The following is a 15,635-nucleotide window of genomic DNA, read 5'->3' on the forward strand; positions in this document are numbered from 1 at the left end:
CCGACACCGCCCTGACATCGTTCTGACACGGCTTCGAGCCCCGTGAAAGGCGCAGGTCACGAGGGGCCGGAGCGTCCCTGCCGAGCGGGAAGGCGTCAGGCGGGCCAGCGGCCGGTGGTCTTGGCGGCCTCGATCGCGGCGTGGCCCGCCGGGCGCATCCGGCCGGCGGCCGTCAGCGCCTCGGCCTTGGCGACGTTGATGCGGGACCAGGGGCTGCGGCGGGCGCGCGGCGAGTAGCGCTGGAGGTAGTGGTCGCCGTCGAAGGCCCTGCGGTGGCTGTCGATCCAGCCGTGGCACAGGGCTTCGTCCAGGGCCTCGTCGAGGGTGACGGTGGTCGCGGCGCTGTTCTTCTTGGCGATCAGCAGCCAGACGTCGGCGGCCGTCTCGTGGTGTTCGGCGAGCCAGGACTTCCAGGCGGCGGCGTCGTCCAGGCGCAGGGCGTCGTCGGTCATCGTGGTCAGCCCTTCCGGCTCGCGAGGACGTTGAGGTAGTGGTGGTTGATCATGATGCCGAGGATGTTGCCGAAGGGGTCGCGGACCGAGGCGGTGGTGAAGCCGGGGCCGCGTTCGGTGGGCTCGTCGTAGGGGGTGGCGCCCATCTCCAGCAGCCGGTCCCAGGTGGCTTCCAGGTCGTCGACGGCCCAGTAGACGATGGCGCCGCCGTCTTCGGCGCTCCAGCTCTGCGGGGCGAAGCGGGCGTCGATGATGCCGAGTTCGTGCTGGTAGTCGCCGACGCGGAACTCCACGTAGACGGGGTCGCCCTGTTCGGGGCGCTGGAAGTAGGCGGGGATGCTGAGGAGGTCGGCGTACCAGTCGCGGGCGGCGGCGACGTCGTGGGCGTAGAAGCTGATGGTGGTGAGTCCGCGGAGCATGTCCTCGCGCCTTTCGTTGCGGTGGCTTGTGAGATCGATGCTGCCAGGCAAAGTGCTCATCGAATGAGCACTTTGCCTGGCATCGTCGAAGACATGAGAGCGGACCGACTGGTGGCCGTCCTGCTGCTGATGCAGTCGCGCGGACGGGTGACGGCGGCGGACATCGCCGCCGAGATGGAGGTCTCGGTCGCCACCGCGCGCCGTGACCTGGAGGCCCTGTCGGCGGCGGGCATCCCCGTCTACCCGCAGGCCGGGCGCGGCGGCGGGTGGGCCCTGCTCGGCGGCGCCCGCACCGACCTGTCCGGGCTCAAGGCCTCCGAGGCCAGGGCGCTGTTCCTGCTGCTCGGCCCGGCCGCGGCGATCGCGCCCGAGGCCAAGGCGGCGCTGCGCAAGCTCGTACGCGCCCTGCCCTCGACGTTCCGGCAGGAGGCCGAGGCGGCGGCGGACGCCGTCGTGGTCGATCCGGCCCGCTGGGGCGAGCACCGCCGTGCCCGGCCCGCGCTCGTCAACCTGCTGGAGGACGCGGTGGTCCGGCGCCGGAAGGTCCGCCTCACCTACTCAGGACGGGAGCGCGTCGTCGCGCCGTACGGCCTCGTCGACAAGGACGACACCTGGTACCTGATCGCCGGCACCCCCGACGGGCAGCGGACCTTCCGCGTCGACCGGGTCACCGACGCCGAGGTCACCGACGAGCCGGCCGAACGCCCGGCGGACTTCGACCTCGCGACGGCCTGGGACGAGGTCGTCACCGCGATGGAGGCCCGCCGCGCGACGACCACGGCCACCGCGACCATCGAGCCCCGCTACCTGCGCGTCCTGCGCGACCGCTTCGGCCGCCACTGCGAGGTGATCTCCTACGGGGAGCGGGTGCGCGTCACGCTCACCGCGCCGACCGCGCTGGACATCGCCCGCCAGCTCGCCGGCTGGGGCGACCTCGTCGTCGTGGAGGGCCCGGAGTCCGTCCAGCAGGAGCTGACGAAGCTGGCCGCGCAGCTCACAACGCTGTACGGCGGCGGCTGACGGCCCCTACCGGGCGGTGTCGCGGCGGTAGGTGTAGAGGATGAGGCCCTCGTGGAATCTGCCGATCTTGTCGTAAAGGGCGCGGGCCTGGGCGTCTTCGAGGGTGTTCCAGTAGAGGCTGGGGTAGCCGTGGTCCTTGGCGTCGCGGGCCACCCACTCGATCACCGCCGTCGCGATGCCCCGCCGCCGGAACTCGGCGTCCACGAACAGGTCCGCCATGTAGCACCTCCCGGCGTACCAGACGCTGGCATGGAACAGGTAGTGCGCGATGCCCACCATTTGGCCGTCCAGGCGGGCGGTGATCCCGCGGGTCTGCTCGTCGTCGATCAGGCGCCGCCAGGTCCGTTCGTAGGCGTCGTCGTCGCGTTCGGTGTCGAAGTAGGCGTCCTGTCCGCGGGCCAGCACTTCCCAGCGGGCGCGGTCGGGTTCGGTCAGGAAGTCGATCTCCAGCATGGCGCCATCCTGCCGTAGGCCGACGGTCAGCGGTCGCGGACGAGGGCGAGCATCTCGTCCACCGAACCGGCCGGATCGGTGATCGGGAACTGCACGGCCCGGACGACCGCGTCGGGGTCGACCAACAGGGTGAGGCGCTTGAATCGGTCGACGCCGGCCGTCCGGAAGGTCGGCAGCAGCAACCCGGCGGCGAGCCTGTCGTTCTGGTCGGACAGCAGGGGAAAGGGGAGTTTCGCGTGCGTGACGAACGCGGCCAGCTGGTCGGGGCGCTGGGTGCTCACGCCGCGGATCGTGGCGCCCGCCGCCTCGAAGTCGGCGAACCGTGACGCGTAGGTGAGAGCCTCCAGGGTGCAGCCCTTCGTGCCGGGGATGTCGGCCCAGCCGGGCGGGTAGTCCTGGGCGTCCGGGGCGAACGCGCCGGGGAAGAAGTAGAGCACCGTCCAGACGCCCGGCGCGCTGGGCGCGACCGGCTCGCCGTCGTGGCGTTCCAGCAGGACGCCGGGGATCTTCCGGCCGACCAGCTCGTGCACGCGACGGCTCTCGGCGGAGCCGTTCTGGCTGGTGGCGGTCAGGGCGCCGTCACCCATCACGTGCCGCACGCCCCAGTCCTGGAGGGCGACGAGCGCCGGCAGCAGACCTTCGCCCTTCGCCGTCAGCACGTAGTCGTGGCGCGGCGGGCGGGTGGAGTAGGGCCGCCGTTCGAGCACGCCGTGTTCGACCAGCTTGGCCAGGCGTTCGGCCAGGGCCCGGCGGCTGACGCCGAGCTCGCGCTGCAGGCCGTCGAAGCGGGTGGTGCCGCCCGCGATGTCGCGTACGACCAGGAACGTCCACCAGTCGCCGATCACGCCGAGGGCTTGCGCGATGCCGCAGTCGGAGTCGGGGAGATCGGCGCGCTTCACGGGCTCCAGTATAGTGCGTTCCATTCTGGAACTTACTTGGCGGAGGTGCGGGATGGGGATCGACGGCGGAGGTGGCGCGGCCGTCTTCTGGCGGTGGTGGACGGCCGGCACGACCAGTGCGGTCGGCTCGGCGGTCGGCGCGGTGGCGTTACCGCTGACCGCCCTGACCGTGCTCGACGCCTCCGCGTTCGAGATGGGCGTGATCGCCGCCGCCGCCTACGTCGCCTGGATCGTGATCGGCCTGCCCGCCGGGGTGATCGTGCAGCGGCTCCCGATGCGGACGGTGCAGGTCGCCGCCGACCTGGCGCGCGCGGCGGCCATCGTGTCCATCCCGGTGGCCTGGTGGCTGGACGAGCTGACCATCGCCCAGCTCGTGATCGTGGCCCTGGTGACCAGCTTCGCGAACGTGCTCTTCGACGTCGCCAACGCGACCTTCCTGCCGTCGATCGTGAGCAAGGAGCAGTTGCAGTCCCGCAACAGCCTGACCTCCGGCACCCACGCCACCACCCAGCTCGGCGGGCCGTCGGTCGGGGGGCTCGTCGTCCAGGTGCTCGGGGCGGTGCCCACCCTGCTCGTGGACGCGGTCAGCTACCTCGTCTCGGCCCTGCTGCTGCGGACCCTGCCCGAACGCCGTCCCGAGACCCCCGACCGCTGGCCGCCGATGCGCGAGATGATCCGCGAAGGCCGGCGGTTCGTCGTGCGTCACCCGGTCATGGGTCCGTGCATGTGGGCCGCCACCGCGGTGAACACGGTCTGCGGGGCGCAGCACGCGCTCTACGCGCTCTACCTGGTACGCGAGCTGCACGCCGAGCCCGGCCTCGTCGGCCTGCTGCTGGCGGTGGAGGGCGTCGGCACGCTGATCGGCGCGGCGACGACCAGCCGGCTCACGGCCCGGTTCGGCACCGCCCGGACGCTGGTCGGCGCGGGCTTCGTCGTGGTGGCCGGGGCGCTGGTCATCCCGCTCGGCGACGGCTGGCCGGGCTTCGCCGCGTTCGCCGTCGGCAACGTGGTGTTCGCCGCCGGGGTCGTGGTGCTCAGCGTGGTGACCCGGACGTACCGGCAGCTCGCCAGCCCGCCCGAGCTGCTGTCCCGGGTGATGGCCACGGTCCGCTTCGTCTCCTGGGGCGCGATCCCGGTCGGCGGGCTGGTCGCGGGGGGGATCGCCGGGCTGCTCGGCGCGCGGGCGACCCTGTTGATCTTCGTCGTCGCGGCCGTCTGCGTGCCGCTGGTCCTGCTGGCCTCGCCGATCCGGCGCCTGCGCGACCTCACCGACCATCAGGAGAGCGAGGAGAGCCCCGGCGCGCATGGTGTGCCGATCACATGATGATTCGCGGAAGTGGCGGTGACGTCATGGCGATCTTGCGGCGTCAGGATCACAGCCATGAAGCGCATCCCCCTCTTCCTCTCCACCGCCGCGCTGCTGACGCTGGTCGCCACGCCGGCCCAGGCCGCCGCACTGCGCCCGATCGTCGTCCAGCCGTACGGCGACCTCACCGAGGGCGTCACCGTCGCCCCGGACGGCACGATCTACGTCGGCCTGCTGACCAAGGGCGAGATCAGGAAGGTCGACAGCACCGGCACCGACAGCCTGCTGGCCGCCCTGCCCATCGGCGAGGGCAAGCTGAACGGCCTGGCCACCGACCGCCAGGGCAACGTCTACGCCGCGCTCAACTCCGGTGAGGCCGCCACCAACGGCATCTGGCGGATCACCTCCTACGGCGAGGCCAAGCTCTACGCCGCGCTGCCGATCGGCTTCGCCAACGGCCTGGCCTTCGGCCCCGACCACGCGCTCTACGTCACCGACACCACGAACAGCGTCGTCTACCGCGTGACCGACGGCAAGGCGGCGGTCTGGGCCAAGTCGTCCCTGTTCGTCGGCTCGGACGGCACCGGGGCGAACGGCATCGCCTGGCGTTCGGGCGCGTTCTACGTGGCCGTGTCCGACGAAGGACAGATCGTCCGCGTCCCGTACGGCAAGGGCGGCAAGGCGGGCGTGCCGACCGTGTACGTCAAGGACGCCAAGCTGGCCGGGGCCGACGGCGTGGCCTTCGACGTGCGCGGGCAGCTCTACGTGCCGAGCTACACGGGCAACACCCTCAGCATCGTCCGCACCGGCGGCGGCGTGGAGGTGCTGGCCGACAAGCTGGACAGCCCCGCCAGCCTGGCCTTCGACGGCAAGGCGCTCTACTTCGTCAACATCGGCGGCAACGGCGCGCCCAGCCTGATGAAGACCAAGGTCAAGCTCCCGGGCCAGCCGCTGCTGCGCGGCTGACCCCGCCCCCGCCGCCGGACGACGGGCCGATCAGGCCGAGGAACGCCGTGGCCGCCGCGGACGGGTGGGCGCCCCAGATCAGGTGCTCCACCCGGGCCGGAGCGTCGCGGAGGCGGACGAGGCCGAGGTTCGGGAAGCGGGGGGCGTAGGCGGCGGGGAGCAGGCCCACGCCGAGGCCGTGCCGGACCAGGTCGACCATGAACTCGGCGGAGGTGACCTCGAAGGCGACCTCGCGGTGGACGCCGGCCGCCGCGAACGCCACGTCCGACTGGATGCGCCCGGCGTGACCGGCGCGGAAGTCGATGAACGGCTCGTCGGCGAGGCCGCGCAGGTCGCTCTCGCCGCCCGCGAGGGGGTGGTCCGGGGCGACGACGGCGACCAGCTCGCCCCGGGCCAGCGGGCGGCTCTGGACGGCCTTCGGCTCCGCGCGGGTCGGCAGGCCGAGGAAGGCGACGTCCGTCTCGCCGCGCCGGACGCGTTCGATCAGGTCTTCGCTGCCGGCGGAGACCAGCGTGATGCGCACCCGCGGGTGCCGGCGGCGGAACTCCTTCAGCACGACCGGCAGGTCCACGGCGGAGACCGTGGGGATCGAGCCGACGGCGAGCCGCCCGCGGATCTCGCCGCTGGCCGCCGCGACGTCGGTCCGCACCCGGTCGGCGGCCTCCAGGCAGTCGCGGGCCGCGGGCAGGAACGCCTCCCCGGCCGCGGTCAGCCGCACGCGGCGGCTGGTGCGCTCGAACAGCCGGGCGCCCAGCTCCCGCTCCAGGGCGGCGATCTGGTGGCTGAGCGCCGACTGCACGACCCGGCAGCGCTCGGCGGCCCGGGTGAAGTTGCTGGTCTCGGCGACGGCGAGGACGTACCGCAGCTGCTGAAGCTCCATGGATCAATCGTGTCAGACGATCGAACGCGATGAAAACTATGTGTTGGACTCATCAATGGAGTGTCGGCAGGCTGGGCGCATGACGCAAACTCTTTCTCCGCAGGCGACGCGCTCCGCCTTCCGGGCGTGGGCGGGGGTCGCCGCGATCACGGCCAGCCTTTTCGTCTTCCTCACGACCGAGTTGATGCCGGTGGGGCTGCTGACCCCGCTCAGCGAGGATCTGGGCATCTCCGTGGGCGCGGCCGGGTTGATGGTGACGTTGCAGGGCGTGTCGGCCGGGCTGGGGGTGCCGTTCATCGTGGCGTGGTCGCGGCGGGTCAACCGGCGGGTGCTGTTGTCGGTCCTGCTGGCGGTGCTGGCCGTGGGCAACCTGGTGACCGGCATCGCGCCGAGCTACACGGTGATCTTGTCGACGCGGCTGCTGCTGGGCTTCGCCAGCGGCGTGTTCTGGGCCATCGGCGTGAGCATGGCGATGCGGCTGGTCGAGGAACGGCACGCCAACCGGGCCGCGGCCATCGTGATGTCCGGCATCTCGGTCGCCACCGTGGTCGGCATCCCGCTCGGCACCTTCCTGGAGAGCCTCACCGACTGGCGCACCACGTTCCTCATCTGGAGCGGGTTGAGCGGGCTGGTGTTCCTGGCGGTCGCCTCCGCGATCCCGTCGCTGCCGTCGGCGAACGCCGTCTCGGTCCGCGAGGTGTTCGGGCTCCCGCTGCGGAACGTGCCGCTGCGCATGGTGCTGTTCACGGTGGTGCTGTTCGTGCTCGGCCACTTCGGGGCCTACACCTTCGTCCGGCCCTTCCTGGAGGCCAACGCGGGCGCTTCGCCGCTGCTGGTGACCGGGGTGCTGATGGTGTTCGGGGTCGCCGGCGCGATCGGCAACTTCGTCGCCGGGCACACCGTGAGCCGCAGCCTGCGGGGCAGCTTCGTCGTCGGCGCCGCGGGGCTCGTGACGGCCATGCTGCTGCTGCTCGCGCTCGGCGGCAGCGCCACGGGGGCGATCGTGGCGCTGGTCGTCTGGGGGTTGTCGTTCGGGGTGGTGCAGCTCGCCCAGGTCAACATGACGCTCGCCGCCGCGCCGGAGACCTTCGAGGCGGCCATGTCGCTCAACACGATGGCGTACAACACCTCCATCGCGCTCGGCGCGCTCTTCGGCGGGCTGTTCGCCGACAACGTCGGCGTGACCAGCGTCGTGTGGTTCGGCGTGGCGCTGACCGCGGCCTCGCTGCTGCTCAACCTCGCCACCGGCCGGCGGACCTCGCGGTCCGTCCAGCCGGTCGCGTGAACGACGGGGACGCCCGCCTCACGGCAGTCGCCGCGCGGCGGTCGCCTCCCAGGTCCGCAGGTACGATTCCGCGCCGCTCGCCAGGTCACGGACGATGTCCTGACCGGCGAGCAGGCGCATGTCCTCGATCCAGTCGGGGACCAGGCCGTAGTTGGCCACGCCGTCGACGTTGACGTCCCAGACCCGCTGCCCGGTGCGCTGGCGGTCGAGGCGCACGCTCCCGTCGAAGGACGTGAACGGGTACGTCACCGGGTTCGCGGCGTTGCCCGCGCGCGGGGCGGGCAGGCGGCCCATGCCGTTGACGTCCAGGCCGTAGCCGTATCCGGGGACGTTGTACTGCTGCCGCAGCGGTGCGGTGCGCCGCCACTCGGCGACGAAGTCCGGGGAGTTGTGGCCGTACTGGGTGATCATGCCGCCGAGGGCGTAGATCCGGCTGAAGAAGCCCGGGTCGGCCCAGCTGTGGGAGGAGATCACGCCGGGGTAGCGGGCCGCCTCCAGCAGGCCGAGCGTCTGGGCCGCGGCCTTCACGCTCATGTGGTCGATCTCCACCATCATGCCGCGCCGGATCAGGCCCTGGACCATGTACGTGCCGAGCGAGGTCAGCCCCCGGGTGTTGCAGTGGGGCGCCGGCGGGTACAGCGGCAGCGAGACGCCCGGCGGCAGCAGCCGCGCGATCTGGTCGGGCAGCACGCCGGCCGGGTCGATGGTGTTGTCGTGCTCGGGGCCGGTGCAGGTGCGGGCCTGCCAGAACGAGCCGGTGGACAGCAGGTTGCCGACGTTGACGATCGCGCCCTGGGTGCCGGAGTCGAAGCGCACGCCGCACAGCGCGTTGTCGTACTTGTGGCAGACGAACATGCTGCGCACGCCGAGCGCGTACATCTCGTCCAGGCCCCGGTCGATCTGGGACTTCGTGCACTGCGGGATGCCGAGGATCTGCCGGCAGCCGAACGGCTCCGACGTCTCGATCCCGAGGACGACGGCCAGCTTGCCGGCCGCGGCCACGCTCCTGGCCTCGGCGGGGTCGTTCACGAGGCGGAACCAGCCGCGCCCGGGGCCGCCCGACTCGGCGTCGATGTGGTCCTGCAGCTCGCGGGCCCGCTGGGCCTGCAGGCGGATGGACGTCATCTCGTCGCAGGAGTACTTCTTCAGCGGGTAGATCGCGCACAGCTGCCGGTTGGCCACCAGGTCGTTGACCAGCACCCGCAGCCCGCCGCGCCAGGCGCGCTCGACCCAGGTGTAGTACGCCTGCTGGTGGGTCAGCGAGTCGTTGGCCGGCCAGTCGCGGAAGGTGGGCCAGCCCACCGGGTCGTGGGTGCCGGTGGGCTTGCCGGTCCTGGTGAAGTTCTCGTACCAGGCCAGCTCGCCGTTCGGGTAGTGGTCGGGGCAGTCGGTCAGCGCGTGCTCGATGCCGTCGGGGTCGAACGGCTTGCCGCACATGAGCATGCCGCCGAACGTCTCGTACGAGAACAGGTGGCTGTGGCCGTCCACGAAGCCGCTCACGGCGGCGGCGGCGTGCGCGGCGGCGGTCGGGACGGACGGCGCGACCAGCGCGCCGGTCAGGAGAAGGACGGCTGCGGCCGCCCGGCGGATGAGACGGTGGAACACGGGACCACCTCCCAGGCTGCGGTACCGGGGTCGCCGCAAGCATCCACCGCCGGAAGGGTCCCGGCAAGACCGAACATGAGCTGATCTCATCTAAATTCGCGACCGAAATGTCAGGCGCCCACGTCATCGGCCAGGCGGCCGAGGTAGGCGCCGAACCGCCGCCGGTCCGCCTCGTCCCAGGACGCGGTCAGGTCGTCGAAGACGTGCCGCTGCCATTGCCGGGCGGCGGCCAGCAGGGCCTCGCCGCTGCCGGTGACCCGCAGCGCGGCCCGGCGTCGGTCGTGCTCGCTGGTCTCGCGGACGAGATGGCCGGCGGCGACGGCGTCCTTGACCATGCGGCTGGCGCCCGAGTGGTCGAGGCCGAGCTGGTGGGCCACGGTGGCGACGTCCGCCTCGTCGGGGGAGCTGCGCACCGCCTCCAGGACCAGGACGTGCTGGACCTGGCCCAGCTCGCCGACCGCCTGCCCGGCCCAGCGCCGCGACCAGAAACGGACCAGCCGGAAGAGCGCGGGGCCGCCGTCGGCGGAGAAGTCGTCGTTCACCGGGACAGTCTATGCCGATATTGTATGCGTATCGCATGCAATTCTGAGGAGAGCGCCATGGGTATCACGCTCGACCACCTGATCGTCCCCGCCGCCGACAAGGACGTGGCGGCGGCCTTCCTCGCCGGGCTGCTGGGCCTGGAGGCGGGCGCGCCGTCGGGGCCGTTCACGCCCGTACGGATCAACGACGACACCACCCTCGACTTCGACGACCGCCACCACGCCCAGCCCGGCCACTACGCCTTCCTGCTGGACGACGACGCCTTCGACGCGCTCCTGGCCCGGCTCGCCGCCGACCCGGACGTCGAGTACGGCTCGGGCCCCTGGAACGGCTGGGACCGGCGGACCAACGACCTGGGCGGCGGCAGGGGCGTCTACGTGCGCGACCCGAACGGTCACAGCTACGAGTTCTTCACGGCCGTTCCATGAGTTTTCCGCATGGAAGCCGTTGAACCCGGCCCGCGCGGGACGGCGTACACCCTGACGACGAGCACCGAGCCGGAGGACGGCGATGGACAGTCAGGGATGGGGTGGCGGGCTGGCCCTTCGGCCGCGCGACTACCTGGGCATGGGTGAGCCGCTGGCCGACGTGGTCGCGGCGGCGGGGCCGTACGAGGGGGAGGCGCTGCACCGGCTCGCGCTGGGCACGGCCGCCACCATGGCCAGGCTGCATCTGACCGGGATCGCGGGGCTGCGGCTCGGGCCGCACAACGTGCTGGTCGGGCCGCTCGGCGAGACGTCGTTCGCGCCCGGCCCGAGGAGCAGCGACCTCCCGCCGGCCGACGTGCGCGAGTGGGCCGACGTGATCGTCTTCGCCGCCGCCGGGCACACCGGGGGCGGCGACGATCTCGGCCGGCTGCCGGCCCCGCTGCGCGGACTGGTCGAGCGGTGCCGCCGGCCGGACCCGGCTGCCCGGCCGACGGCGATCGAGCTGGTGCGCGTCCTGCTCGGGCACGCGGCCTCCGCCCGGCACGCCTCGGTGCGCGACCTGCTGCGCGAGGCCGAGGTTTGGGCCGGTCCGCACGAGCCGGCACGTTCGGAGGTACGGCCGCGAGCGGCGGGTCGGCACGGGCGTGCGTCATCGGGGGAATGATCAGCTTTTATCGATGAATCAACAGGTGGGGGGATTGATGCAAATCCCGTATCTTGTTCCTCGCCCGTGCTAGGGCAATAATTCAATATCAGTAGTTATCCGGGCGACATTTCATGATGTACGCAGCGCGAGGAGTCGCCGCGTGAATCATCGTGTGACCGACGAGGCCATGGTGCGGGCCCTGTACCGCGAATACGGGTCCCCGCTGATGGCCTTCGCCGTGCGGCTGACGGGCGGCGACCGGCGCTGGGCGGAGGACGTCGTCCAGGAGACGCTGGTACGCGCCTGGCGCAACCTGGGGGACCTGCGGACCGACAACGGCTCGTTGATGCCCTGGCTGGCCACCGTGGCCCGCCGGGTCGTGATCGACGACCGGCGGCGGGCCGGCACGCGTCCCCTCGACACCGTGGAGGAGGTCCCGGAACGGGCGAACGCCGTGGCCGCCGAGGACGACCGCCTGCTGCGCGAGATCGTGGTGACCGACGCCATGCTCTCGTTGTCGCCGGCGCACCGCCAGGTGCTCACGGAGACCTTCCTGCGCGATCGCACACTGCAGGAGGCCGCGGAGACGATCGGCGTGCCCGTGGGCACGGTGAAGTCCCGCGTGTACTACGCGATGCGGGCGTTACGCATCGCACTGGAGGAAAGGGGGGTGGGGCTCCCGTGAACGAAGTGCATCACGAGGACGTGGCGGCGTACGCGCTGGGCCTGCTGGACGACGACGAGCGCAACGCCTTCGAACGCCACCTGCACGGCTGCCCGAGCTGCGCCGGCGAGGTCGGCGCGTTCGCGGCCATGGGGGAGCTGATGCGCGACGTCGACCCCGACGACCTGCGCGCCGGACCGGTCGATGCACAACTGGACTCCCCGGTCGAGTCGCTGCTGGTGCGCCGGGCCGCCGTGGAGCGCCGCCGCCGCACCCTCCACCGGGGGCTCATGTCGGCCGCCGCGTGCTTCCTCGTCGCGACCGGCGTCTTCCTCGCCGTCAACGCGGCGACCTCCGGCCCCAACCCCGACAGCGTGCACAGCCCAGCCCGCGCCCTGCTCATGACCGGCCGCACCTACCCGGTCAACGACCCGGCGACCGGCGTGTCCGGCGTGGTGGGCGTCGAGGACAAGGGCTGGGGCACCCACGTGGCGCTGGAGCTCAAGGGCGTCAAGGGGCCGCTGAAGTGCCGGCTGGTGGCCTTCGGCGACGACGGCCGTTCGGAGACTGTGGCGAGCTGGGGCGTGCCCGACAAGGGGTACGGCGTCCCGGGCGCCCCCGACCCCCTGCTGCTGCACGGCGGCACCAGCCTGACCCAGGACGACCTCAACCACTTCACCATCGAGACCCTGGACGGCCGTATCCTCGCGACCGTGCAGGTGTGACCGCCTACCATCGAGCGATGCGCATCGACCTGCACAGCCACAGCACCGCCTCCGACGGCACGCAGCCGCCGGCCGACGTGGTGCGCCGCGCCCGCGAGCGCGGCCTCGACGTGCTCGCGCTGACCGACCACGACACCGTCGCCGGGCACCGCGCGGCCGTCGAGGCGCTGCCCGAGGGCCTGACGCTGGTGCCGGGCATGGAGCTGTCGTGCCGGCGGGCCGGGCAGAGCATCCACCTGCTCGCCTACCTCTTCGACCCCGCCGACCCCGAGCTGCTGGCCGAGTGCGAACGCATCCGCCGGGCCCGCGAGGAACGCGGCAGGCTGACCGTCGAGCGGCTGGTCGAGCTCGGCGTGCCGATCACCTGGGAGCAGGTGGCCGCGGTGGCCGGCGACAGCCCGGTCGGACGGCCGCACATCGCCCGCGCCATGGTCGCCGCGGGGGCCGTGGCCGCGCCGGAGGAGGCGTTCACGCCCGAGTGGATCGGCACGGGCGGTCGAGCGCACGTCACCCGCTACGCCCTCGACCCCGTACGCGCGGTGCGCCTGGTGCGGTCGGCCGGCGGGGTGCCCGTGCTGGCCCATCCCAAGGCGGTCCGGCGCGGCGAGGCGGTGCCCGACGAGTGGATCGCCGAGCTGGCCGCGGCCGGGCTCTTCGGCGTGGAGGCCGACCACCTCGACCACGACGACGAGGCCCGCGCCCGCCTGCGCCGCCTCGCCGCCGGGCTCGGCCTCGAAGTGACCGGGTCGAGCGACGACCACGGCGAGCTGACCGGCCACCGCCTGGGCTGCGAGACCACCGACCCCGAGGTCTACGCGCGCCTGCTCGCCGAGGCGAAGGGCGCCGCACCTTTCACAGGCCGTTGAAAACCGCACCCATCACAGGCCGTTGAAGGCCGCACCGATCGCGGGCCGTTGAAAGCCGCACCGGTCACGGCGCGTTGAAGTACGTGGTGAACCAGTCGCGGGCGTGTCCGGCGACGCTCTCCAGCGCGCCAGGCTCCTCGAACAGGTGGGTGGCGCCGGGCACGACGGTCAGGCGGTGCTCGGCGCTCAGGTGCCGCTGCGCCTCCTCGTTCAGGTCGATCACGATCGGGTCCCGGCCGCCGACGATGAGCAGCGTGGGCGCGCGCACCGCGGCCAGCCGCTTCCCGGCCAGGTCGGGCCGCCCGCCGCGGGAGACGATCGCCGCGATCCGGTTGTCCGGCTCGGCCGCCGCCCACAGCGCCGCCGCCGCGCCCGTGCTCGCGCCGAAGTAGCCGATCGGCAGCCCCGCGGCCTCCTCGTGCCCGCGCAGCTCCTCCGTACGCTCCAGCAGCCGTCCGGCCAGCAGCGCGATGTCGAACACGTTGGCCCGGTCGGCCTCCTCCTCGGGCGTGAGCAGGTCGAACAGCAGCGTCCCCAGGCCGGCCTTGTTCAGCACCTCGGCCACGTACCGGTTGCGCGGGCTGAGCCGGCCGCTGCCGCTGCCGTGCGCGAACACCACCACCCCCCGGGCGGCGTCAGGGACGACCAGGTCGCCGGTCATGCTTCACCTCCGACGGGCGCGCTGCCCCGCTGCGCCACAACCTTGCCGCTACCCAGGCACGGCGACCTCTATCCACCGCTCGAATGGGCATTGACCTGGGAGTATGGACAAGGAGCCGGGGCGCAAGCAGCAGAGCGCCGGCGCGCCGCTCGGGCGGATCTTCTCGGGCGCGGCGGCCGGGCTCGCGCGCCTGCGCGCCCAGGGGTTCCGGGAGTGGCTGGGGGCCGAGCGGGAGGCGTTCGCCCAGACGGTCAAGGTGACGCTGGCCTGCGTGTTCGGGTGGTGGCTCGCCACGTTCGCGCTGAAGGTGCCGCTGCCCGTGCTGGTGCCGATCGGGGTGCTGCTCACGGTCTCGGCCACCGCCTACAGCACGGTCGTCCGCGGGTTCCAGCAGGTCGGGGCGGTCGTGGTCGGGGTGGCGGCGGCGTCGGGGCTGATCTGGCTGATGGGCGTCAACGCGCTGACGCTGGGCCTGCTGGTGGCCGCCGGGCTCGTGCTGACCCGGCTGCTCAACCTGCCGGCCCAGAACGTGCAGATCCCGATCACCGCCCTGCTGGTGCTCTCGCTCGGCCGCACGTACGGCTTCGCGCGCCTGGCCGACGTCCTGCTCGGCGCGGCCATCGGCATCGCGGCGAACCTGCTCATCCTGCCCCCGCGCTTCGTCGAGCACGCCGCCAGGGAGTTGTGCGACATGTCGGCCGAGCTGGCCGACCTGGCCCAGGACATGGCCGACGGGCTGAGCGGCCACTGGACGGAGGACATGGCCCGCGACTGGCTCGACCGCGCCCGCGAGCTGTCCCAGCGCCTGGAGGAGACCAAGGACACCGCCGACCAGGCGGCCGAGTCCGTGCGCCTGACCTTCCGCCGGCGCCGCCGCTACGACCGGCGGCTGCGCCAGTCGGCCGAGGCCGCGACCTGCCTCGACCACGCCGGGCACCAGCTCAGGAGCATCGCGCGCGGGCTGGTGGACCTGGTCGCCGGCGCCCGCGGCCTGCCCGGCGAGAAGGCCGCCGACCTGCCCGAGCCTCTGGCCGGCGAGCTGCGCGCGCTGTCGCGCATCTTCCGCGACTTCGGCCTGATCCAGGTGGGCAAGGCCGCGTCCAGGGACATGGCGAACCTGTGCGCGGCCCTGCGCGAGGGCGAGCACCAGCAGCGCCACCTGGCCGCCGAGCTGGCCGGCTCGCCGCCCAAGGGCCCCCTGTGGCCCCTGTACGGCGCCCTGCTCGACGACTGCGCCAGGATCCGCCACGAGTTCGACCCCGACACCGGCCCCCACCGGTCCGCCTTCCCCTGACCTCGGCACCGGCCGCCACCAGCCCGCCTTCCCCGGGTTCCGCCCGCGGGCCCGCGGACCGTGTCATGATCCCTTCGTGATCGACGCGGAGACCGGCTGGTATTTCATGCACGCCTCGATCAAGGGCGTGGTCCTGACCGACGAGGGCGTCCTGCTCTGCAGGAACCCCAGGAACGCCTGGGAGCTGCCCGGCGGCTGGCCCGACCGGGCCGACGACACCCTCGCCGAGGTCGTCCGCCGCGAGGTCCTGGAGGAGAGCGGCCTCGACGTCGAGGTCGGCGGGGTCGTCGGCGCGGAGATCTTCCACATCGCCGGCGGCAAGGTCCTGGTCGTCGCCCTGCTCGCCATCCCCACCGGGCCGGTCGAGCCGCGCGTCAGCGAGGAGCACAGCGACCTGCGCTTCTTCCCCGTGGACCGGCTGCCCGACGACCTCGAAGCCGGCTACGCGCCGCTGATCAGGGCGGCCGTCGGCGCGTGGCGCGAAGACGGCGGGACGCCACCGCGAAGGTGACGGCCCGCCGCG

General features: G+C 72.7%; 19 protein-coding genes. 11 read left to right on the forward strand and 8 right to left on the reverse strand.

Translation table 11 applies throughout. The features are described from left to right. Positions 1-95: 95 nt before the first annotated feature. Together ACIBQ6_RS47275 and ACIBQ6_RS47280 are read right to left on the reverse strand one after the other, a co-directional pair. The gene (locus ACIBQ6_RS47275; protein WP_358289438.1) at positions 96-452 is read right to left on the reverse strand and encodes a hypothetical protein; all 357 of its coding nucleotides are present in this window, start codon (positions 450-452) and stop codon (positions 96-98) included. 5 nt (positions 453-457) lie between these two features. Continuing rightward, positions 458-871 carry a VOC family protein gene (locus ACIBQ6_RS47280; RefSeq protein ID WP_397219187.1) on the reverse strand — a complete coding sequence of 138 codons (414 nt, stop codon included), beginning with the start codon at positions 869-871 and terminating at the stop codon, positions 458-460. A gap of 93 nt (positions 872-964) precedes the next feature. On the opposite strand from ACIBQ6_RS47280, the gene ACIBQ6_RS47285 reads away from it, so the two are divergent. Continuing rightward, positions 965-1,891, forward strand: a complete 927-nt coding sequence (locus ACIBQ6_RS47285) for a helix-turn-helix transcriptional regulator (protein WP_397219188.1) — start codon at positions 965-967, stop codon at positions 1,889-1,891. Positions 1,892-1,897: 6 nt separating this feature from the next. Here ACIBQ6_RS47285 and ACIBQ6_RS47290 read toward each other — a convergent pair whose 3' ends face one another. Both ACIBQ6_RS47290 and ACIBQ6_RS47295 read right to left on the reverse strand, forming a co-directional pair. Beyond that, complete coding sequence (locus ACIBQ6_RS47290) at positions 1,898-2,344, reverse strand: GNAT family N-acetyltransferase (RefSeq protein ID WP_397219189.1); 447 nt, start codon at positions 2,342-2,344, stop codon at positions 1,898-1,900. A gap of 26 nt (positions 2,345-2,370) precedes the next feature. Continuing rightward, on the reverse strand, positions 2,371-3,243 hold the full coding sequence (locus tag ACIBQ6_RS47295; RefSeq protein WP_358289426.1) for a winged helix-turn-helix transcriptional regulator: 873 nt from the start codon (positions 3,241-3,243) through the stop codon (positions 2,371-2,373). Between the two features lie 52 nt (positions 3,244-3,295). On the opposite strand from ACIBQ6_RS47295, the gene ACIBQ6_RS47300 reads away from it, so the two are divergent. After that, complete coding sequence (locus ACIBQ6_RS47300) at positions 3,296-4,567, forward strand: MFS transporter (protein ID WP_397219190.1); 1,272 nt, start codon at positions 3,296-3,298, stop codon at positions 4,565-4,567. Between the two features lie 57 nt (positions 4,568-4,624). Further along, positions 4,625-5,515 (forward strand): SMP-30/gluconolactonase/LRE family protein, encoded by an 891-nt coding sequence (locus ACIBQ6_RS47305; RefSeq protein ID WP_397219191.1) that lies wholly within the window; start codon positions 4,625-4,627, stop codon positions 5,513-5,515. Here the strand turns inward: ACIBQ6_RS47305 and ACIBQ6_RS47310 are convergent. Next, positions 5,481-6,395: a LysR substrate-binding domain-containing protein gene (locus ACIBQ6_RS47310; RefSeq protein ID WP_397219192.1), complete on the reverse strand. Its 915-nt coding sequence runs from the start codon at positions 6,393-6,395 to the stop codon at positions 5,481-5,483. The genes ACIBQ6_RS47305 and ACIBQ6_RS47310 overlap by 35 nt on opposite strands. Before the next feature lie 79 nt (positions 6,396-6,474). Between ACIBQ6_RS47310 and ACIBQ6_RS47315 the strand changes: the two genes are divergently transcribed. Then, positions 6,475-7,680 (forward strand): MFS transporter, encoded by a 1,206-nt coding sequence (locus ACIBQ6_RS47315; protein WP_358289414.1) that lies wholly within the window; start codon positions 6,475-6,477, stop codon positions 7,678-7,680. Between the two features lie 18 nt (positions 7,681-7,698). On the opposite strand, the gene ACIBQ6_RS47320 is transcribed toward ACIBQ6_RS47315, so the two are convergent. Next, entirely contained in the window at positions 7,699-9,285 is a 1,587-nt protein-coding gene (locus tag ACIBQ6_RS47320) for a Coagulation factor 5/8 type domain-containing protein (protein WP_358289412.1), read from the reverse strand. Between the two features lie 110 nt (positions 9,286-9,395). Next, the gene (locus ACIBQ6_RS47325) at positions 9,396-9,827 is read right to left on the reverse strand and encodes a MarR family winged helix-turn-helix transcriptional regulator (RefSeq protein WP_397219193.1); all 432 of its coding nucleotides are present in this window, start codon (positions 9,825-9,827) and stop codon (positions 9,396-9,398) included. 57 nt (positions 9,828-9,884) lie between these two features. Between ACIBQ6_RS47325 and ACIBQ6_RS47330 the strand changes: the two genes are divergently transcribed. The 5 genes from ACIBQ6_RS47330 to ACIBQ6_RS47350 all read left to right on the forward strand — a co-directional run bounded on the left by ACIBQ6_RS47330 (position 9,885) and on the right by ACIBQ6_RS47350 (position 13,157). Next, the gene (locus ACIBQ6_RS47330; protein ID WP_397219194.1) at positions 9,885-10,256 is read left to right on the forward strand and encodes a VOC family protein; all 372 of its coding nucleotides are present in this window, start codon (positions 9,885-9,887) and stop codon (positions 10,254-10,256) included. Between the two features lie 82 nt (positions 10,257-10,338). After that, positions 10,339-10,920 (forward strand): hypothetical protein, encoded by a 582-nt coding sequence (locus ACIBQ6_RS47335; protein WP_397219195.1) that lies wholly within the window; start codon positions 10,339-10,341, stop codon positions 10,918-10,920. 172 nt (positions 10,921-11,092) lie between these two features. After that, positions 11,093-11,587 carry a sigma-70 family RNA polymerase sigma factor gene (locus ACIBQ6_RS47340; protein WP_352355860.1) on the forward strand — a complete coding sequence of 165 codons (495 nt, stop codon included), beginning with the start codon at positions 11,093-11,095 and terminating at the stop codon, positions 11,585-11,587. Further along, the gene (locus ACIBQ6_RS47345; protein WP_397219196.1) at positions 11,584-12,291 is read left to right on the forward strand and encodes a zf-HC2 domain-containing protein; all 708 of its coding nucleotides are present in this window, start codon (positions 11,584-11,586) and stop codon (positions 12,289-12,291) included. The genes ACIBQ6_RS47340 and ACIBQ6_RS47345 overlap by 4 nt, the downstream gene beginning before the upstream one ends. 17 nt (positions 12,292-12,308) lie before the next feature. After that, a complete protein-coding gene (locus ACIBQ6_RS47350) occupies positions 12,309-13,157 on the forward strand; it encodes a PHP domain-containing protein (RefSeq protein WP_397219197.1) in 849 nt (282 codons plus the stop codon). Between the two features lie 64 nt (positions 13,158-13,221). On the opposite strand, the gene ACIBQ6_RS47355 is transcribed toward ACIBQ6_RS47350, so the two are convergent. Further along, the gene (locus tag ACIBQ6_RS47355; RefSeq protein ID WP_358289401.1) at positions 13,222-13,818 is read right to left on the reverse strand and encodes an alpha/beta hydrolase; all 597 of its coding nucleotides are present in this window, start codon (positions 13,816-13,818) and stop codon (positions 13,222-13,224) included. A gap of 103 nt (positions 13,819-13,921) precedes the next feature. On the opposite strand from ACIBQ6_RS47355, the gene ACIBQ6_RS47360 reads away from it, so the two are divergent. Continuing rightward, positions 13,922-15,112, forward strand: coding sequence for an aromatic acid exporter family protein (locus ACIBQ6_RS47360; RefSeq protein WP_358289398.1), 1,191 nt, complete (start codon positions 13,922-13,924; stop codon positions 15,110-15,112). A gap of 76 nt (positions 15,113-15,188) precedes the next feature. Next, on the forward strand, positions 15,189-15,623 hold the full coding sequence (locus ACIBQ6_RS47365) for an NUDIX domain-containing protein (protein WP_397219198.1): 435 nt from the start codon (positions 15,189-15,191) through the stop codon (positions 15,621-15,623). The last annotated feature ends 12 nt before the right edge of the window (positions 15,624-15,635 follow it).

The organism is Nonomuraea sp. NPDC049655 (assembly GCF_044465465.1).
Taxonomy (GTDB): Bacteria; Actinomycetota; Actinomycetes; order Streptosporangiales; family Streptosporangiaceae; genus Nonomuraea.